General features: G+C 62.0%; 15 protein-coding genes, 1 tRNA gene and 1 CRISPR repeat array. Of the genes, 9 read left to right on the forward strand and 7 right to left on the reverse strand.

Going from position 1 to position 18,750, the window contains the following annotated elements:
- Positions 1-5: 5 nt before the first annotated feature.
- The 5 genes from dksA to AW06_RS10060 form a co-directional block, all read right to left on the reverse strand.
- Complete coding sequence (gene dksA / locus AW06_RS10040; RefSeq protein ID WP_034949336.1) at positions 6-440, reverse strand: RNA polymerase-binding protein DksA; 435 nt, start codon at positions 438-440, stop codon at positions 6-8.
- Positions 441-831: 391 nt separating this feature from the next.
- Positions 832-908 (reverse strand) — tRNA-Val (locus tag AW06_RS10045).
- 84 nt (positions 909-992) lie between these two features.
- Positions 993-1,619, reverse strand: coding sequence for an outer membrane lipoprotein chaperone LolA (gene lolA / locus AW06_RS10050; protein WP_034949338.1), 627 nt, complete (start codon positions 1,617-1,619; stop codon positions 993-995).
- Entirely contained in the window at positions 1,616-4,165 is a 2,550-nt protein-coding gene (locus AW06_RS10055; RefSeq protein ID WP_138677932.1) for a DNA translocase FtsK, read from the reverse strand. The genes lolA and AW06_RS10055 overlap by 4 nt, the downstream gene beginning before the upstream one ends.
- A 43-nt stretch (positions 4,166-4,208) precedes the next feature.
- Positions 4,209-4,919: a cyclic nucleotide-binding domain-containing protein gene (locus AW06_RS10060; protein ID WP_171047292.1), complete on the reverse strand. Its 711-nt coding sequence runs from the start codon at positions 4,917-4,919 to the stop codon at positions 4,209-4,211.
- 163 nt (positions 4,920-5,082) lie between these two features.
- On the opposite strand from AW06_RS10060, the gene trxB reads away from it, so the two are divergent.
- Both trxB and AW06_RS10070 read left to right on the forward strand, forming a co-directional pair.
- Positions 5,083-6,048: a thioredoxin-disulfide reductase gene (gene trxB, locus AW06_RS10065; RefSeq protein ID WP_034949340.1), complete on the forward strand. Its 966-nt coding sequence runs from the start codon at positions 5,083-5,085 to the stop codon at positions 6,046-6,048.
- A gap of 31 nt (positions 6,049-6,079) precedes the next feature.
- Complete coding sequence (locus AW06_RS10070) at positions 6,080-6,640, forward strand: Smr/MutS family protein (RefSeq protein WP_034949342.1); 561 nt, start codon at positions 6,080-6,082, stop codon at positions 6,638-6,640.
- Between the two features lie 39 nt (positions 6,641-6,679).
- Here the strand turns inward: AW06_RS10070 and AW06_RS10075 are convergent, their stop codons facing one another.
- The gene (locus AW06_RS10075; RefSeq protein WP_138677933.1) at positions 6,680-7,792 is read right to left on the reverse strand and encodes an ADP-ribosylglycohydrolase family protein; all 1,113 of its coding nucleotides are present in this window, start codon (positions 7,790-7,792) and stop codon (positions 6,680-6,682) included.
- A gap of 103 nt (positions 7,793-7,895) precedes the next feature.
- Positions 7,896-8,138, reverse strand: a complete 243-nt coding sequence (locus tag AW06_RS10080; RefSeq protein WP_212761120.1) for a hypothetical protein — start codon at positions 8,136-8,138, stop codon at positions 7,896-7,898.
- Between the two features lie 262 nt (positions 8,139-8,400).
- Between AW06_RS10080 and cas1 the strand changes: the two genes are divergently transcribed.
- From cas1 to cmr1, 7 genes are all read left to right on the forward strand, one after another.
- The gene (cas1, locus tag AW06_RS10090; RefSeq protein ID WP_273704578.1) at positions 8,401-10,548 is read left to right on the forward strand and encodes a CRISPR-associated endonuclease Cas1; all 2,148 of its coding nucleotides are present in this window, start codon (positions 8,401-8,403) and stop codon (positions 10,546-10,548) included.
- 6 nt (positions 10,549-10,554) lie between these two features.
- Entirely contained in the window at positions 10,555-10,839 is a 285-nt protein-coding gene (gene cas2, locus AW06_RS10095; RefSeq protein WP_138677936.1) for a CRISPR-associated endonuclease Cas2, read from the forward strand.
- Complete coding sequence (gene cas2, locus AW06_RS10100; protein WP_273704579.1) at positions 10,836-11,120, forward strand: CRISPR-associated endonuclease Cas2; 285 nt, start codon at positions 10,836-10,838, stop codon at positions 11,118-11,120. The genes cas2 (AW06_RS10095) and cas2 (AW06_RS10100) overlap by 4 nt, the downstream gene beginning before the upstream one ends.
- Positions 11,121-11,336: 216 nt before the next feature.
- Positions 11,337-14,190: direct repeats of the CRISPR family, unit length 36 nt; unit sequence GTGAAAACTAAGCCCTGCCGATAAAGGGATTGAGAC.
- Between the two features lie 174 nt (positions 14,191-14,364).
- On the forward strand, positions 14,365-16,122 hold the full coding sequence (locus AW06_RS10105) for a hypothetical protein (RefSeq protein ID WP_273704580.1): 1,758 nt from the start codon (positions 14,365-14,367) through the stop codon (positions 16,120-16,122).
- A 78-nt stretch (positions 16,123-16,200) separates the two neighbouring features.
- Positions 16,201-16,557: a DUF1874 domain-containing protein gene (locus AW06_RS10110; RefSeq protein ID WP_273704581.1), complete on the forward strand. Its 357-nt coding sequence runs from the start codon at positions 16,201-16,203 to the stop codon at positions 16,555-16,557.
- A 42-nt stretch (positions 16,558-16,599) separates the two neighbouring features.
- A complete protein-coding gene (cas6, locus tag AW06_RS10115; protein ID WP_034949350.1) occupies positions 16,600-17,511 on the forward strand; it encodes a CRISPR system precrRNA processing endoribonuclease RAMP protein Cas6 in 912 nt (303 codons plus the stop codon).
- A gap of 22 nt (positions 17,512-17,533) precedes the next feature.
- Complete coding sequence (cmr1, locus tag AW06_RS10120) at positions 17,534-18,748, forward strand: type III-B CRISPR module RAMP protein Cmr1 (RefSeq protein ID WP_273704582.1); 1,215 nt, start codon at positions 17,534-17,536, stop codon at positions 18,746-18,748.
- Positions 18,749-18,750: the final 2 nt, after the last annotated feature.

The following is an 18,750-nucleotide window of genomic DNA, read 5'->3' on the forward strand; positions in this document are numbered from 1 at the left end:
GGAAATCAGCCGAAACGGCGCTTTACCAGTTCACGTCGCTCCTGGGCTTCGAGGCAGAGGGCCGCCGTTGGCCGCGCCAGCAGCCGGGGAATGCCGATCGGCTCGCCGGTTTCCTCGCACCAGCCATAGTTGCCTTCATCAATGCGTTTCAGGGCTTCGCGAATTTTCTGGAGCAGTTTTCTCTCGCGATCGCGAACGCGCAGCTCGAGAGTGTGCTCTTCCTCGGCACTGGCACGATCGTTCCAGTCGGAACTGGTGGCGCTCTCCTGGAGGTGGCCGGTCGTCGTCTTCACTGCCGAAAGCAGGGCCTGTTCTTCTTCGAGCAGTCGTCGGCGAAAAAATGCCAGTTGCCCGGAAGACATGTATTGTTCCGGCGGGGCGGACAACAGCGTCGCCTCGGTTTCTGCGTCAACTCGTCCGGCAAGCTTGTCCATGTTCATCCCTCCTCCAGTTTCTGTTTGACCACCGATCAGGGAAAGCGCTTGAGGAGGCTGGTTTGACCCCGGCTCACCCCTGCGGATGGCGTGGCAGTCGCCCGCCTGGTTGCTGGCTTCAGCGATCCATGTTAGCGCATCGCGCGCCGGCAGCATAGCCTGGAACCAATGGTCGCCCAGCCCGGCAGCGGCGAAGTTCCGATTCCTGAACATGTAGCGGGGTTATGTCCAGGGGCAGTCAGGCCAGCGATGAAATTTTTCGCTTCTCCGGTGCGCACGCGATCCGCCGGCCGTCAACGAAAAAGCCGCCTGTGGGCGGCCTGTTCATGGCTTCCTGCGATTGAATACATTTCCCAAAGGCATCCGCTAAATGCCAGAGTGGCACTAACGATGCGATTGGTAGGCGCGATTGGACTCGAACCAACGACCCCCACCATGTCAAGGTGGTGCTCTAACCAGCTGAGCTACGCGCCTTCTTCGGAATCAACATTGCTGACGACTCCAAGGAAGTGCGCATTATACGGGGCTGGAACTTCAAGTCAAGCCACTGCGCACTGCTCATTCACCAATCACATCGGTATTGGCGGGCGGGACGAAGCGGAACAGCGAGGGAGCCAGGGGCGGGTTGCGCTCAAGGTGGGCAAAGCGCAGCAAGGTGGTCTGGCCGAGGCTGTCGAACAACTCCATTGCCATGAGATCCTTATTGGCAAAACCGAGACGGACCTTCTCGAAGCCGCTGTCCTGCACTTTGGGGATCGCTTCGAGCCATTCCAGCCCATCGTGATCACCCGCTTCGCGCAGGGTGAAGTTTCTTTCGATCGCACTGTCCCCACCGGCGAGCAGCGCCGCCGGCGTCCCGCCGATTGCCGTGCCGGTGTTCCTGACCGTCACCTGGCGCAGCTCCGGATCATGGATCCAGACTTTTTCACCATCACCCACCAGCAACTGGCTGTAGGGCTTCTTGATCTGCCAGCGAAACTTGTCTGGGCGCGAAAACATCATGACGCCGCTCGACGTTTGCGCCTGGCGTCCGTTCTTGGCGACCACCGTCTGCGCGAAATCGGCGCGTACCGTCCGTGTTGATTCGAGGAACTGGTGCAGCTTGTCGATCGCTCCGGCGTCGGCTGCCTGGGCAGCCAGCAGGCAGGCGGCGGCGAGGAGAGTGCGGCGAATCATGTCAGTCATTCATCTTCCCTGCGGGCCAGGACTTCGCGACCGCCGCGGGCATCCATGGCAGAAACCAGCCCGGCTTTTTCCATGGCCTCGATCAATCGCGCCGAGCGGTTATAGCCGATGCGCAAGTGGCGTTGTACCAGCGAAATCGACGCGCGGCGATTCTTCAGCACCACTTCGACCGCCTGGTCATAGACCGGGTCGGCTTCGCCATCGCTATCCTGGTTTTCGCCACCGCTGGCGTCGTCGCCTTCGTTGTCTGCACCGGCCCCGGCGAGAACGCCTTCGACGTAATCCGGGACCCCGGTTTTTTTCAGGTAGTCGACCACCCGATGCACTTCTTCGTCAGCGACAAAAGCGCCATGGACGCGTGTTGGATAGCCGGTCCCAGGTGCCAGGTAGAGCATGTCGCCCTGGCCGAGCAGGGCTTCGGCCCCCATCTGATCGAGGATGGTGCGTGAATCGATCTTGGATGACACCTGGAAGGAGATGCGGGTAGGTATGTTGGCCTTGATCAGGCCGGTGATGACATCGACCGATGGCCGCTGCGTCGCCAGAATCAGATGGATTCCCGAGGCGCGCGCTTTCTGCGCGAGACGGGCGATCAGCTGCTCGACGGTCTTGCCGGAAAGCATCATCAGGTCAGCGAGTTCGTCGATGACCACCACGATGAACGGCAGACAGGACAGCGGTTCGGGGTGGTCCGGGGTCAGCGATACCGGGTTGGCGATTTTCTCGCCGTTCTTCGCGGCATCACGGATGCGTTGATTGAGGCCGGCCAGATTGCGTACGCCCATCGCCGACATCAGCTTGTAACGCTTGTCCATTTCGCCAACGCACCAGTTGAGGGCGTTGGCGGCATGTTTCATGTCCACCACCACCGGTGCGAGCAGGTGCGGGATGCCCTCGTAGATGGACAGTTCGAGCATTTTCGGGTCGACCAGGATCAACCGTACCTGGTCTGGTCCAGCCTTGTACAGCAGCGAAAGGATCATCGCATTGATGCCGACGGATTTGCCCGATCCCGTCGTTCCAGCCACCAGCAGATGCGGCATCCTGGCCAGGTCGACGACCAGCGGTTGGCCGCTGATATCCTTGCCCAGCGTCATCGTCAGCGGCGAGTCCATGTCGTGATATTCCTTGCTGGAAATGATTTCCAGCAGGCGGACCACCTGCCGCTTGGGATTCGGGAGTTCAAGTGCCATCGACGACTTGCCCGGTACCGTCTCGACGACGCGCACCGACACCAGCGACAGCGAACGTGCCAGATCCTTGGCCAGATTGAGGATCTGGGCGCCCTTCACGCCGACTGCCGGCTCGATTTCGTAGCGCGTGATCACCGGTCCGGGATAGGCGGCGGTGACCGCCACCTGCACGCCAAAATCGGCGAGTTTTCGCTCGATCAGACGAGAGGTGGATTCAAGCGTCTCGGGACTGACGCGACTGCTCTGCGAGGGCGCTGGTTCAAGCAGATGCATGGGTGGCAACGGGGACGCGGCGACGGCTTCCGGGAGCGGCAGTGGCCGTCCACGGTCGGTTCGCTTCTCCCCCTTCGACGGCAGCGGCGCGAGGGTTTCGGGAGCTTCGGTCAGGGGAGGGACATCATCGAGGGACTTCAAGGTTCCTGGTCGTGGCGAGGCAGGCAAGTCGTGCTCGTGGTGCAAGACCGGCTCGTCGTCGATGGGCTTGCCGGTTGTGGGCGGTAGCGGCGCAGGCAAGTCGCGCTCGTCGTTCAGGGTCGGCTCCTCCTGGCTGCGTTTGCCGGCCTTGACCGGTAGCGGGCGGGAACTGGCCAGCGCGGGGCTTTCGGACAGCGTGGGTTCCTGCGCTTCGCCGCGTTTTTTCTCGCCCTCGATGACGGCCTCACGCTCGCGTGCGACTTCGCGTCCGATGCGCCGGTCCTTCCGGCGTTCGAGCCACTGGTAGATGCCGACGACGATCGCTTCCAGGAGTGCACCGGCACGTTCGGCAGTGGTAATCCACGACATCCCGGAGAAGATGCTCCAGCCAAGCATCAGCAGAGCGAACAGGGTCAGCGTTGCACCGGTATAACCCAGATAACGCACGACCACGGCGCCGAGTTCGATGCCGATGACACCGCCGGGGCCAACCGGCAGCGTTGCTTTGAGCGTATAGAACCGCAGGTTCTCGAGTCCGCTGCTGGCGATGATCAGGACCAGAAAGCCGGCCAGGCAGATGTACAGCGGACGTCGATCGGTCGGGTGCTGGCCTTCGAGACGTCGATACCCCCGCCAGACAAAGACCAGCAGCAGAACGATCCACCACCACGCCGAACAACCAAAGACAAAAAGCATCAAATCGGCCAGCCAGGCGCCGCTACGGCCAGCCGGGTTGTGCAGCGTGACCGCGTGTACGGCGTGCGACCAGCCAGGATCGGATGGATGGTAGCCCCACAATGAAAGCGCCAGGAAGGTGGCGACAACGATCAGGATCAGCCAGCGCGACTCCTGCAGGAGTGCGGCGATTTTTTCCGGGAGCGGAGTCGGTGCCCTGGAGGGAAAGGGCATTCTGCCGGCAAGTTTGTTCAGCAAAGCCATCAGCGGGTTCTGGTGTAGGGAGTTACAGGAGGAGTGACAGGAGTTACGGTTGGGAAGCGGGACTTGCCGGGGAAGACAGGCGTTTTTCGAGAATGACGGTCCGACCTTCTTCAACCCGGAAGTAACCGCGGTTTTCGAGATCCTTCATGACTCGACTGACCATCTCGCGTGAGGCGCCGATCATCTTGGCAATGTCCTGCTTGGTCAGCCGTCGCCGGATCACGCGCTGACCGCGCTCCTCTTCGGAAAAATCGATCAGCAACTTGGCGACGCGGCCGTAGACGTCGAGCAGTGCCAGACTCTCGATGTTGCGGTCGGCCTCGCGCAAACGCTGCACGAGGCTTTTCATGATATTGAGGCAAAGGTCAAAGTTTTCGGCCAGGCAGCGCTTGAAGTCGTTCTTGGTAATGACCAGCAATTCGCAGGTCTCGGTGGCCATGACATCGGCCGAACGCGGGCTGCCGTCGATCAGCCCCATTTCTCCGAAGAACTCGCCGGGGCCAAGCAGGGTCAGAATCACTTCTCGTCCTTCTTCGTCGCTGTTGAGCACCTTGGCGCCGCCGCTGATCAGCACATAGAGCGAATCGGTACTGTCGCCGGCGCGGACGATGGTGGTCTGGCGTGGTACCCGACGATGGAAGGCAACCTTGGCGATCTGTTCGAGTTGTGCATCGGGAACGCCGGCAAATATCGGAATGCTGTGCAGCAAAGTCAGGCTGGGTCCTCTCCTGGGTTGCTCAACGGCAGTGTTCATGGGCCATTCTCTCATCAAGTGAAGTGATTTCTATCAAGGGCTTGCGCCGCGATTATAAGGCACTTCAAAGATTTTCGAAGAATTGCCGCACTGAACTTGGCCGCGAATGGGTCAGCGTTGCCGGTTATAATTTTTCCGTGACCCACGACCAGAGCCCATCGAAATGACCCAAGCCAACCGCCATTGCCGCCTGCTGATCCTCGGAGCCGGACCCGCCGGCTATACCGCCGCCATCTATGCGGCACGCGCCAACCTCAAACCAGTGCTGATCACCGGCATGGCCCAGGGTGGGCAGTTGATGACCACGACCGACGTGGACAACTGGCCGGCCGACGCACAGGGCGTGCAGGGGCCAGAGCTGATGCGGCGTTTCGAAGAGCATGCTCGCCGCTTCGAAACCGAGATCCTCTTCGACCATATCCATACCGCCCGGCTGACAGAAAAGCCGTTTGTGCTCATCGGCGATGCGGGTACCTACACCTGCGATGCCCTGATCATCGCCACCGGTGCTTCGGCCCAGTATCTGGGACTGCCCTCCGAAGAAACCTTTGCCGGCCGCGGCGTCTCCGCCTGCGCCACCTGCGATGGCTTCTTCTATCGTGACCAACCGGTCGCCGTCATCGGCGGGGGCAATACCGCGGTCGAAGAGGCCTTGTACCTGGCCAACATCGCCAGTCACGTCACCCTCGTGCATCGCCGCGACAAGCTGCGCGGTGAAAAAATACTGCACGACAAGCTGTTTGCCAAGGAAAAGGCCGGCAAGGTCACGATCCGCTGGAACTGCACGCTGGACGAAGTGCTCGGGGACCCGTCCGGCGTGACCGGCATGCGCATCCGCGACAAGCTGACCGGCCATACCGAAGACCTGCCGCTGGCGGGGGTCTTCATCGCCATCGGCCACAAACCGAACACCGACTTGTTTGTCGGCCAACTGGCCATGCAGGGCGGCTACCTGCTGACCCAGTGCGGGCAAAACGGCAATGCCACGGCAACGTCGGTCGCCGGCGTCTTCGCTGCCGGCGATGTGCAGGATTACATCTACCGACAGGCCTGTACTTCGGCAGGCAGCGGCTGCATGGCGGCACTCGACGCCGAACGTTACCTTGACAGTCTTGGACTGGCCGGCTGAGGCATTGCCGGCGTGAGGAGCGAACTCTGCGATGACGCTGCGATCGCAACCCAGTCCGGAGGACCTGGCCGCTTTTCGCGCCGCTGTCGACGGCGCGACGCCCTTGCGCAAGCCCGATCGGGTCACTCTGGAAGCGCCGAAGCCGAGTCCGCGACCACGGCAGCGAGAACTCGACGAAGCAGCGGTTCTGGTACAACTTCTGCAGGCCCCCCTGGCGATCGACGACTGGCTCGACCTTGGCGGCGCCGATTCGTTCCTGCGTAGCGGGCTGCCGCGCACCCTGTTGCGTGACCTGCGCCGCGGTCGTTGGAGCATCCAGGATCATCTCGATCTGCATGGCATGAATCGCCACGAGGCGCACGCGCAGGTTTCGCTGTTCGTTACTGAAGCACTGGCTGCCGGCAAGCGCTGTCTGCGCATTGTGCACGGCCGCGGCCACGGCTCGCCGGGGCGGGAAGGGGTTCTGCGCCACCTGGTCAAGGCCTGGCTAAGTCGCTACAAGGATGTGCTGGCCTTCTGCCACGCTCCCCCCAGCGACGGGGGTGATGGCGCCTTGTGGGTTTTGCTGAAGGGGGGCGGCAGATCCCGCTAACGGTCATGGCTTTCAAGGCCGATGACCCGACCCTGCGGCTCAATATGGTGGCAGCAGGCGGCGCAGCCCGTGCATCAGTACCAGCGCAAAAAAGAAGACATTGCGCAGCAGCAGGCCGGGAAGGTTCAGCGCGAGCGGTTGGGCCAGGGCCTGCGGTGTGCGAGTCCGGGCGAGTCGTTCGCCGAGCAGGGTCAGCCACTGGACCGTACGCGGCCATTCGACGAGGCCATCGAGCAAAGACGCGGGGAACCTGTCGGGGCCAACGCGGGCGCCGACCAGAGCGCCGACGATGGCGGCCACGCTGTCGGTGTCGCCACCGCAGACGATCGCGGCCGTGAGCGCTGCCTGCAGCTCCTCGGGATGCGACAGCCAGGCATGCAGCGCCACCGGCACGCTGTGCAGCATATATCCGCTGACACCCTGGCCACAGCCGATGCAGGCGGCGAAGGCCGGCGTCGACTCGCCCTGATGCACGCTTTGCGCCGCGAGGCGGATCAGCGCGGCGAGTTCACGCCCCTCGGGGGCAAGAGCCGTCGCCAGTTCCTCCCCCACCCGCAGCGCGGCGGGAGGATCGGCTCTGGTCGCGCGCTGAGCAGCCAGAGCCACCGCCAGGGCGCCCTGTTCGGCAAGCGGGTCGGTGTGCGTGATGCGGGTCGAGGCACGGATCAGTCGGCGCAGGTACGGCGAATCTTCGCCCGCGAAGATGCCGATGATCGGTGCGCGCATGGCCGGCCCGTTGCCTGCGGAATACACGCCAGAGGTCTCGGCCGACCAGCCGAGCCAGAGTTTGAGGATGGCGCGGCCGGTCGCCAGCCCGACGCCGGCCGGCAGCCCCAGCAGCCAGAAGCGCAGCCGCCGGGCGAGATTGCCGGCGAAGACCCGCGCGGCGTGGTCACGAGGGACGGCACTGGCGGCAAGAAGAGCCTGCACCGTCATGCAGGCGTGCTCGGTATCGTCGGAACACAGGCCGCGACCGAAGAGCAGGTGGTAGCGCGTGCTGTCCGGATAGACGCGGGCCAGCCGCCGCTTCGAGAGTCCTTCGCCGGCCAGTCCCAGCGCATCGCCGACGGCGGTGCCGAGCAGGCAGCCGACGGCGGCATGGCGGAGCGCGGTATCGGGCGGCAACACGAAAGGATGGGAAGGGCTCGCCATTCCGGTCTCGGATGGTCTGGCTGCGGGAGCAGGGCTTGCGTGACAGGCCATCACGGAGGAGGGCATCCGATGGGGGGACGGCTGGATGCGTTTCATGGGGGTTCTATCTTCCGGTTACGGGGCTTGAAAAGGTTCTTGCGAAACGTGGTGGTGTGGTGTGCCACATGTCGCCATACAGGGAATGCGGCGTCAGCAGGTGGTCGGCCTGTCCGAGCCCGTTCGCACGGTAGCTGTTCCAGCGACCATGGGCAGGATTATCGACCATCCTGGCGCGTACCGGATTGAGTTCGAGGTAACGCTGACAGCGCAGCAGATCAATCCCGGCCTGAATCAGCGACGACTTCACGCCACAGGATGAAAGTCGTGGAAACGACAAGCTTGTCGAATCAACCCGCGGACGAGGGTGCAACTATAGTGGCGGCTCGCCAGCCTCTTACGGAGCCACAACGTGCCCAGCCAAATATTCGAAACCGGTGTCGATCAGCGCGGCACGACAGGCCGCCAGCGACCCGCCCGCCGCCGCGAAAACCCTCGGAATCGCGCCGCCCAGGGCGCCTATGTTGCCGCCGCCGGCGTGGCGCGCGGACGGGTACGGCGGACGGTGAAGCATGGCGTTCGTGCCGGCAGTACCGGAGCCGGTGCGAAAACAGGAGCGGTGCCAGGGGCCCTCGGCGGGCCGATCGGCATCGCCGTCGGCGGGCTGGCCGGTGGCCTGGTCGGTTCGCTGGCGCCCGACGGCTTCTCGAAGCGGTGGAATTGACAAAGACCTGCCGATGAGCACGCTGCCAACGCCATCGTCCACCGATCAGGATTCGCCGCCGCCGTTCTGGACGCTGGCCCGTCTGGCCGAGGCGCTGGAACATGTCTCGGCCAGACAGGGTGGCGCGGGCGCCGACGAACAGACGCTGGCGGAATTTGCCGCCGATGCTGAAGCACAACTCGGTTTGCTGGCGCTGCAACTCACCCAGGGCAGCTATCGTCCCGCGCCCGCCAGGCTCATTCCGGTGGCAAAGCCGGGCGGCGGCGTGCGCGAACTGCTGCTGCCCGCGGTACGTGACCGGATCGTTCAGTCCGCACTCGCCAGGTATCTGGCCGATCTCCTGGAGCCCGACTTCGGCGAAGCGAGCCATGCCTATCGTCCCGGCCATTCGGTCGCAACCGCCCTGCACCGTCTGCAGGCGCTGCGCGATGGCGGTCTCGTCTTTGTCGCGGTGTGCGACATTCACCACTTTTTCGACAGCGTGGACCATCGGCGCCTGTTCTCCCTGCTCGACGATCTGCCGCTCGAACGGCGCCTGCGCGAACAGATGAAAACCTGCGTGCGCATCGAAGTGGCCGACGTGCAGGGACAAGGCGCCTGGAGCCTGGCGCGCGGCCTGGCGCAGGGGTCGCCGCTTTCCCCGGTGCTGGCGAATCTCTTTCTGATGGCCTTCGACGCGGCCTGCGCGCGCGCCGGACTGGCGCTGGTGCGCTACGCCGACGATTGCGTGCTCGCCTGTGCCAGCGAAACAGAGGCGCAAAGCGCTCTGGCTTTCGCCGCCGACGCGCTGGAAAACATCGGCCTGGCGCTGAACACGCGGAAATCCCGGCTCGCTTCCTTTGCCGAGGGCTTCGAATTCCTCGGCGCTTTCTGCGGCGCCGAAGGGATGCTCGGCGGGCGGCCGGGCGAGGCGGCATGCCTGCCGCCGACCACTGGCCCTGTCCACGAAGCGGCGGCCGCCGATGACGAACGTCCACCCAGCCACGGCCACCGGCCCCGTTTGCGCACCCTGTATCTGCTGGAAAACGGAGCCGTCCTGAACAAGGAGGGCGAACGCTTCATCGTTGCGCGCCACGGCGAAGTGTTGCTGCAGGTACCGATGATGCGCATCGACCAGATCATGGTGTTCGGCAACGTGCAGATCACCACGCCGGCCCTGCACGAATGCCTGGAGCGTGGCATTCCGGTCATGCTCCTTTCCGGGCGCGGCCGGTTCTTCGGGGTGATCGACCCGCTCGACGCGCGCAGCGTGCCCCTGCAGCGCGCCCAGTTTGCGCTGGAGAGCGACGAGCCCGCCCGGCTGGCGCTGGCCCGTCCGCTGATCGCCGGCAAGATCCTCAACTGCCGCACTTTCCTCGGCCGTCTGGCGCGGGCGCGGCAGACGAACATGGATGCGCCTCTTGCGGCGCTGAAATCGGCGGCGCAGGCCGCTGGGCAGGCCGCAGACCTGGAGATCCTGCGCGGCATCGAAGGCGCCGCGGCGCGCACCTATTTCGCCGCCTGGCAGACGGTGCTGCCGGCCAAGTGGCAGTTCACGGGGCGCAACCGCCAGCCGCCTACCGACCCGGTGAACGCGCTCCTCTCCTATGGCTACACGATCGTCTTCTACAACGTCCTCGCCCTGGTGCGGGCGCGGGGCCTCAACACGCACGTCGGCGTGCTGCACGATGTCCGGCCCGGCCATCCGGCGCTTGCCTCCGATCTGATGGAGGAATTCCGCGCCCCGGTGGTCGATGCGGTGGTGATGCATCTGGTGTTCGACGGCAAGCTGCAACCCGGCGACTTCTCCTGGCCCGAAACACCGGGTCAGCCATGCCTGATGGCCGATGGTTCGCGCAAGCATTTCATCCATCTGCTGGAGCAGAAGCTCAATACCACCGTCAGCCACGCCGGACAGCGGCTCGATTACCGCCGCTGGATGGACATGCAGGTGCTGCAGTACGCCGCCGCGTTACGCACGCCGGGCCTGCCGTACGTACCTTTCGCCATCCGCTGAAGCCCCATGGAACAGACCTGGCTCGTGACCTACGACGTGAGCGACGACGGCTGTCGCCGGCGGGTCGAGCGCATCCTGCTCGGACACGGCGAAAGGGAACAGTACAGCGTCTTCCGCTGCCGTCTCTCGTCCCGCGAAGTGCGCGACCTGCGCGCCCGCCTGGCCGGTCATCTGAAAGGCAGCGACAGCATCCGCTATTATCCGCTCTGCGCCGCCTGCCTGCCGCGCCAGCCGCAGCGCACGCTGGTGGACTCGGCGGAAGCCGGCATTGCCTGGTACTTTGCGGTGTGAACACGCTGTTCGTTTTCATTTCCTACGACATCGCCGACCCCGGCCGCCTGCGGCGGGTCGCCACGCTGTGCGAAGGCTACGGCGAGCGGGTGCAGAAGAGCGTCTTCGAGTGCCACCTCAATCCCGCCCAGTTGCAGGAATTGCGTGATCGCCTGGCGCGGATCGTCCGTCCTGACGAGGACAAGCTGTTCATCGCCACCCTGTGCCGCGCCGACGCCGCGCGCATTCTGGTGGACGGGCACGGCCATATCGCCCGGGACTGGGATTACTGGCTGGCCTGAGAACTTCGGGGCATATGGCGCTGGTGCACATTTTGCCGGACATGGCTTTTTGGACAATGGCTTGCGAAAATACTTCGGCATACGGGCGCCGCGTGTTGATTTTCAAGGGAAAAGAGGATTTTCGTGCGCCTGGACGGGAGCGCGGGAGCGTTGTTTCGCCCGCGCCCCGAAAAGAGCCGTTAAATTCCTTGACGATCATCGGGTTGTGGAAGTAGAGTGAAAACTAAGCCCTGCCGATAAAGGGATTGAGACCTGTCCAACAAATGCTTCTTTGGTACCGTTTTGAGGTGAAAACTAAGCCCTGCCGATAAAGGGATTGAGACTCGACCACAGGGTCGACTAGGTCGCTATTGTACAGTGAAAACTAAGCCCTGCCGATAAAGGGATTGAGACCATTCATCACGGGCATTTTCTTCGCTCTCTGCTTGTGAAAACTAAGCCCTGCCGATAAAGGGATTGAGACGTGACCTCGAAGTTTGAAACGCACAATTCAGACTCTGTGAAAACTAAGCCCTGCCGATAAAGGGATTGAGACCATCGAGTATAGCGGTTTGAACACTGTACCTCCAAGTGAAAACTAAGCCCTGCCGATAAAGGGATTGAGACTTTGGTGGGAGTCTTCGGAACCTTGTTCCATAGTTTCTGTGAAAACTAAGCCCTGCCGATAAAGGGATTGAGACTGGCTCACCGCACAATCCACACTTGCTCATCGTATTGTGAAAACTAAGCCCTGCCGATAAAGGGATTGAGACTTTTTGTTAACGGACAAAAAAAGGAATTTGTGGTGTGAAAACTAAGCCCTGCCGATAAAGGGATTGAGACTAAATCTCCTTTAAGGTAATCCCAAGTGCCTTCTCCGGTGAAAACTAAGCCCTGCCGATAAAGGGATTGAGACGGTCCATTAAGAACTTCTTCGGAACCACCTGCAGTTTGTGAAAACTAAGCCCTGCCGATAAAGGGATTGAGACGGTTGCGCTGGTGATGTAAGGCATTTGTAAAACCCGTGAAAACTAAGCCCTGCCGATAAAGGGATTGAGACGTCTTCGAGACTGTGCGTTTGGCTAACCGAATTCTTGTGAAAACTAAGCCCTGCCGATAAAGGGATTGAGACAAAAAAGCCTCTTGGTCGACGAAAATTTCCAATTATTTATGTGAAAACTAAGCCCTGCCGATAAAGGGATTGAGACTCTCCAGTTTCCTGAAGCATAGAAACAACGTCTTTGAGTGAAAACTAAGCCCTGCCGATAAAGGGATTGAGACCTCTCCCCGTGCGCGTGAAGCAACGCGCCCTCAGTCAAGTGAAAACTAAGCCCTGCCGATAAAGGGATTGAGACTAATTAGCTGACAGACTCCATCGGTACATTGTGAAAACTAAGCCCTGCCGATAAAGGGATTGAGACGATCCTCGTATGGCCATGACCACGTCTCCGTGATCAGTGAAAACTAAGCCCTGCCGATAAAGGGATTGAGACTCGACTCACCAGCCTTACCCAACTCTGAAAGAAACACAGTGAAAACTAAGCCCTGCCGATAAATGGATTGAGACCATTGACACACGGTGGAAATCCGCCGGATAATCTTGTGAAAACTAAGCCCTGCCGATAAAGGGATTGAGACATCTTCAGAGCAGCGTTTCTCGCTTCTCCCTCCACAAGTGAAAACTAAGCCCTGCCGATAAAGGGATTGAGACACTGAGTACGGCTTCGTCACGGTTCGGTCAAAATCGCCGTGAAAACTAAGCCCTGCCGATAAAGGGATTGAGACCGACGGCACTGAATACTTGATTGTGGCCATTGGTGGTGAAAACTAAGCCCTGCCGATAAAGGGATTGAGACTACAAACTGGCGGTTATAAGGTGAGATGATCTTGATTGTGAAAACTAAGCCCTGCCGATAAAGGGATTGAGACACCCGCACATACGGCACGTAAGTGCAGTTTGCTTGTGTGAAAACTAAGCCCTGCCGATAAAGGGATTGAGACTTGTGGACCTCAGCTTCAACAAATGCGATGAGTGCAGTGAAAACTAAGCCCTGCCGATAAAGGGATTGAGACTATATACTAGCCTCAAACTTGACCGGCTCGGCCATAGTGAAAACTAAGCCCTGCCGATAAAGGGATTGAGACAGAACTACCAAGCCCAGTGTTTCGGCCTGTTTTTTCAGTGAAAACTAAGCCCTGCCGATAAAGGGATTGAGACTTGCTTGCGCGTACTGTTTTTGGAAGAAAGCTCTTGTGAAAACTAAGCCCTGCCGATAAAGGGATTGAGACTCCTCGCTTTCTTGCTCCATAGCTTTTCCTCTAACGGGTGAAAACTAAGCCCTGCCGATAAAGGGATTGAGACCGTCCTCGGAATGGTACATGGGAACATCTCCTCTAGCAGTGAAAACTAAGCCCTGCCGATAAAGGGATTGAGACACCATCTTTGCTTCGAAACGCCATCTACGTAGGTCAGTGAAAACTAAGCCCTGCCGATAAAGGGATTGAGACTCCATAGCTTTTCCCTCAAACGAACCGGCTCTGGACGAGTGAAAACTAAGCCCTGCCGATAAAGGGATTGAGACTGTAACCACGGAAGTTGACGTTGCATCATAACCTGCCGTGAAAACTAAGCCCTGCCGATAAAGGGATTGAGACCCTAGGGGGAGCGACTCCCCGTGCGCGTGCAGCAACGTGAAAACTAAGCCCTGCCGATAAAGGGATTGAGACACAAAGTCTCTCCGGCAAAGCCTCGTCTCTTTGCCCGTGAAAACTAAGCCCTGCGGATAAAGGGATTGAGACTGTAGCCTTGGAAATTGAACGACCACATGTCCGCTTGTGAAAACTAAGCCCTGCCGATAAAGGGATTGAGACGACTCCAACTCGAATGTATACCCATTCCCCATCGAGGTGAAAACTAAGCCCTGCCGATAAAGGGATTGAGACGGAAGAGCGAATTCCGTTATTTCTTGAGCTGCTTCGCCGTGAAAACTAAGCCCTGCCGATAAAGGGATTGAGACCGAATGCGACCGTTTTGGTTGGCTCCTGGTCTTGATGAGTGAAAACCAAGCCCTGCCGATCAGATCGAGCAGAACTCATCCTCCAGTCATCACCATTCACTTGGGCACGACCGAGGACGGCTTCGCGTTGCCAGGTTTCTCCGAAGGATGTGTTAATCAGCGGTTCCCAAGCCTGGCCAATAAATATGCTCTGGAGTAAATGCCCGGCACAAACCTCTTCATTGAAGAGGGAGAGAGGGTTACAATCGATGTCCATGACAAACGAGCCTGAATGCTTTCATCTCCTCCTGCTGGCCAGCGAGCAGATCCAACCCAATCTGATGGTTGCCCTGAGCCTGTGGCAGACGGGACGTCTGGCGTCGCTGGCCATCCTGCACACCGACGACCGCACACGATCCGCCGAACCGGCGCGCCAGATCCAGAAACTGGTGCGCGCCATCTGCCTGCCGCCGCCCGGCTGTCCGCCGGTGCGAGCCGAGACCTATCGGGTCGATTTCCGGCCGCAGAGCGTGGTCGAAAGGATTCTTGGCTTGCTGGCCGAGACGCCGGGCGGGCGCTGGGTGCTCAATGCCACCGGCGGGCTGAAGTCGATGAGCGCCGGGCTGCCGATGCTTGCCGGCCATGCCTCGGTGGCGCATGTGATTTACCGCGAGATCGGGGTCGGCCAGTGGTTTCGCTTCCATCTGCAGCCGCTGCCCGGCCTGCCGCCGATGCCGAGCCTGGAATCGGTTTCGGCCTGCGGCGCGGATCTGGATGCGTTGCAGCGAGGCACGACACTGGACTCCGTTCCCCTGCTGCACCTGATCGAGGCCCAGTTTTCCTCGGGGGAACAGGGCCTGCGATTCTCGACGCGCTCCGCAGCCCTCGAATGCCCTTGCACACTCGATTCGCAGCAGTGGGCCAGTTCGGCGGCGAGTCACAACTGGGACTGGCGATATTACCTGCGGGAAAAAAAGGTTCCCGACGCGCCAGCACGCTCCGGACCGGCCTTTGAATGGTTTGTTGCCGTCGGCCTGCGTGCCCTGGGTGTCCGCCAGATCGTCCATTCGCTGGAACACAGCGCCGCAAACACGTTGCAGGAAGTGGATCTGGTCGCCCTGCACGGCGATCGGCTGGTCTTCCTGGACCTCAAACTGCCGGTCTCCGATGACAGCAGGACGGTGCCGCCGGGTGATCAGATCCGTACTGCCGCCGAAACCGCGCGCATGATGGGCGGCCTGGGGGCCACGCCGGTGCTGATTCGCCCTTCCTGGGATGGCCCGACGTTCGCCAACCTGGAGTTGCTGGCGATCCAGCACCGGGTGACGGTGCTGGGGCGCCAGGACTGCATAAAAATGTTCTCGACGCTGGCCGATCTGCTCGGTATTCAGAAGGTGCCGGCGTCGCTGCGCGACCTGGAAACCTGGCTGGCCGGCCGCCATCGCGACGGCGATTCAATCTTCAGCCGCTTCGACACGCTGCGCGATTCGCTCGAAGTGCGCAGTCGGGAGGAGGGGGCGCCGGACGCGGCACTTTCCTCGCCCGCACAAGCGCCGCTCGCCGGCCCGCGGCTGGAAGTGGCGCTGCGAGACGTGGCGCGGGATCGTGAATGCAACTGGCTGCTGACCGAAGTCGGTGGTCTGTGGCTGTTGCGCGTCTGGCAGGAGAATGACGCCGCCGGCCTGCCAGCGGCGCGCCCGGTTTCTCTCGCCCCGCCGCCCCGCCTGTCGTTCCTCAAGGTCTGGGTTTCTCCAGGTAGCGGTCATTTGACGGCGATCCTGGAGCCCGGCAGCGAGGCGGACACATTGCGCGCCATCTTCAAGCGCTGGCCGGCGCATGTCGATGCCGCGGCAGTCCGCCGCGCGCTGGAAAGCGCCAATCCTGCGCCTACCCATCCCGAGGGGCGCCTGGATACCGCCGCGCACCCGGTAGCGGCACGGCCCCCCCGGACAGCCAGACAACCGGAATCCTCGCTGATGGCCGAGCGTCTGGCGGCTGCGTTGCACAAGGGCAAGCCGGTCCCATGATCGCAAGCTTACGGTTTGCCGAAATCGGCTGTGTAACCGTCATCATGGCGGCCTGTCGATCTCCCAGGAGTTCCCGCCGTGCCACCCGAACCGCCTGCTTCCTGTTCCGACGCCCCGGTCTGGCTGCTCAATTCGCCGATCATCACCACCAATGGCCTGTTTCGCTGTCGCACGATTTCGCTTGACGAGGCCCGTGCCCTGGTCGCGGAACAGGGCTTCGAGAGCGCCATCGGACATGCGCTGACGGCCACGGTGCTGTCGGATCTGCTGGCCATCGACTGCCCGGTGCGCCGGTTCGAATTCCAGCAGGCGCAGGGGCAACTGGCGATCGTCTTCCGCCTCGCCCAGCGCATCGCGGAGGGCCTGGTGCTGCATGACCGGGCGGCGATCGAGAAGGTCGGTTATTCGTTCCTGCTGCTCAGCCGCGAGGAATGAGGCGGTGATCCCGCGAGCACACGGCCATGGCGTCGCGCCCTGATGGACACGCGAGCGAATCCCGCACCGCCTGAGGCACGGCCGGGCCACGGCGTTGCGTTGCGCTTCCTGCCCTTGCGGCTGCGACTGGTCTCGGAAGACCTGCGGCTGGACGGTTTTTCCGGCGCGCTGCTGCACAGCGGCCTTGGCCTGGCGCTCAACGATCATTTCCCGGCGGTGTTCGAACTCCTTTTCGCCGATCAGGCCCGGCTCGGAAGGCTCTATGCCCTGCAGCCGCCGACGACTCCGGTCAGACCGGGTGATCCTTTCGAGATCGGCGTGAATCTGTTCGGCGCCGCCACCGGGCATGCCATCGCCTGCGCCATGGCGTTGGCCAGGATCGGCGAACGGGGACTCGGCGAGCGGCGCGGACGCTTCCGTTTCGATCGAGCCTGGGTGGCGGGCAGCGAGACGCGGCCCTTCCTTGAAGCGGGTGCCGGCCTGCTCGGCTGGCCCGCTCCGGTGGGCAGCGACTGGCAGGGATCAACGGAGCGCACGTCGGACACGGTGCGCGTCGAACTGGTCACGCCGCTGTGCATCAAGGAGCACGGCCAGGTCTTTTTTGCCCCGCTGCCGTTCAGCCAGCTGGTGCGGCGCATGCACGGACGGCTGGCCCAATTGTGCGAGGCCGCCGGGGAAGCCAAGCCGCTGGCGGCGGAAACCACCCTGGCGCAGCGCCGCGCGGCGGAGGAAGTGACGCTGCAGCATAGCGCGCTGCGCTGGCAGGAAGTGAAACGCCGCTCGTCGCGCACCGGGCACAGCATGGGTATTGGCGGCATGACCGGTTCGCTGGTCTACCGCGGCGATCTCGCACCGTTCACCGGCCTGCTCGCGCTCGGCGAAATCATGCAACTCGGGGGCAAGACCGCTTTCGGTTTCGGCTGCCTGCGCACCGCTTTCTCGTTCGAGGGATGAAGGAGTGATGAAAGGATGAAAAATGGCACTTAGATCGCCACCCGCCGGGCTGGACCCGAGACAAGCGATGCCTGTTCCCGAGGAACGATGGGAAAGCTACGACTGCGAACTGGTGACGCCGCTCTATGGCGGCGGCGTGACCGCCGGCGAGGTGGACGAGAAGATGCCCGTCCGGGCCAGCGCGATACGCGGCCAGTTGCGGTTCTGGTGGCGACTGCTGGCAAGACATCGACGCAAGCTGGTGGGTGACGAATTGCGCCAGCGGGAATTCGATCTTTGGGGTGGACTCGGCAATCCCGTCCAGGCCAGCAAGCTGTGGCTGCGCGTTTCGGGGGTGCGCGAAGCGGCGCCCTGGGCCACGTACACCAGGAATTGGAACGGCGCCTGGAAGGGTTTGCCCGATCCCGAGGCCTGGGCCAATGCGCCGTACGCTCTCTTTCCTGCGCAAGGAAAGAAACCCGGCCTTCGGGATTCGCAATCGCCGACGGAACTTGCCAGACCAGGTTTGCAATGGCGCCTCGAGATGCGTTTTGCCGAGAATTGTTCTGCCGTTCAGAAAGAGGAATGTATCGAGGCGCTGCGCTGGTGGGCCAGCTTTGGCGGCGTTGGCGCGCGCTCACGCCGGGGTCTGGGAGCCGTTCGCATGCCGGGGCTAAGCGCTGTCGATGCCGCAGAGGCGGCGGCGGCCGGCTGCACGCTGGTGCTGGCAGGAGCCGCCAAGCCCGCGGCGACACCGGCCTGGATTGACGCTATCGAGAAATTGCGGCGCTTCCGGCAAGGCGAGAATGTCGGGCGAAACACGGGAACAACACCAAACCGTCCGGGCAGAAGCCGCTGGCCTGAAGCGGATGCGCTACGCCGCCTGACGCAACGGCATGCGCCGCAACATTCGCCGCAACATCCGGCCGGGCAGGTTTTTCCTCGCGCGGCGTTCGGCTTGCCGATCATCTTCCAGTTCAAGGATGAGGGCGCCGGCGATCCTGCCAAGTTCACGCTGCTGCCCGAGAAAGCGGATCGTCTGGCCAGTCCGCTCATCCTGCGTCCTTACCATCGGGAAGGAAAGTGGTTTTCGGCAGCCTTGCTGCTGCCGCACGACCATGCCATGAAAATGGCGCTTGTCATGCCCGACACGAGTGTGGCGCAAGCCGACCAGTGGCTGGATTCGGCAAGTCCGGCCTTGATGCCACCGCTCGGCCAGGATGCGCTGCACGCGTTCCTGCGCTTCTTTTCCAGGTAGGT

Origin of the sequence: Candidatus Accumulibacter cognatus (assembly GCF_000584975.1) — a bacterium.
Taxonomy (GTDB): domain Bacteria; phylum Pseudomonadota; class Gammaproteobacteria; order Burkholderiales; family Rhodocyclaceae; genus Accumulibacter; species Accumulibacter cognatus.

Coding starts and splice junctions, on each gene's coding strand:
- cas2 (WP_138677936.1), top strand. CDS start 10,555: ATGGAACAGACCTGGCTCGTGACCTACGACGTGAGCGACGACGGCTGT.
- cmr1 (WP_273704582.1), top strand. CDS start 17,534: ATGGCACTTAGATCGCCACCCGCCGGGCTGGACCCGAGACAAGCGATG.
- AW06_RS10075 (WP_138677933.1), bottom strand. CDS start 7,792: ATGGCGAGCCCTTCCCATCCTTTCGTGTTGCCGCCCGATACCGCGCTC.
- AW06_RS10070 (WP_034949342.1), top strand. CDS start 6,080: ATGACGCTGCGATCGCAACCCAGTCCGGAGGACCTGGCCGCTTTTCGC.
- AW06_RS10055 (WP_138677932.1), bottom strand. CDS start 4,165: ATGGCTTTGCTGAACAAACTTGCCGGCAGAATGCCCTTTCCCTCCAGG.
- cas6 (WP_034949350.1), top strand. CDS start 16,600: ATGGACACGCGAGCGAATCCCGCACCGCCTGAGGCACGGCCGGGCCAC.
- AW06_RS10060 (WP_171047292.1), bottom strand. CDS start 4,919: ATGAACACTGCCGTTGAGCAACCCAGGAGAGGACCCAGCCTGACTTTG.
- dksA (WP_034949336.1), bottom strand. CDS start 440: ATGAACATGGACAAGCTTGCCGGACGAGTTGACGCAGAAACCGAGGCG.
- cas1 (WP_273704578.1), top strand. CDS start 8,401: ATGGCGTTCGTGCCGGCAGTACCGGAGCCGGTGCGAAAACAGGAGCGG.
- AW06_RS10105 (WP_273704580.1), top strand. CDS start 14,365: ATGTCCATGACAAACGAGCCTGAATGCTTTCATCTCCTCCTGCTGGCC.
- trxB (WP_034949340.1), top strand. CDS start 5,083: ATGACCCAAGCCAACCGCCATTGCCGCCTGCTGATCCTCGGAGCCGGA.
- lolA (WP_034949338.1), bottom strand. CDS start 1,619: ATGACTGACATGATTCGCCGCACTCTCCTCGCCGCCGCCTGCCTGCTG.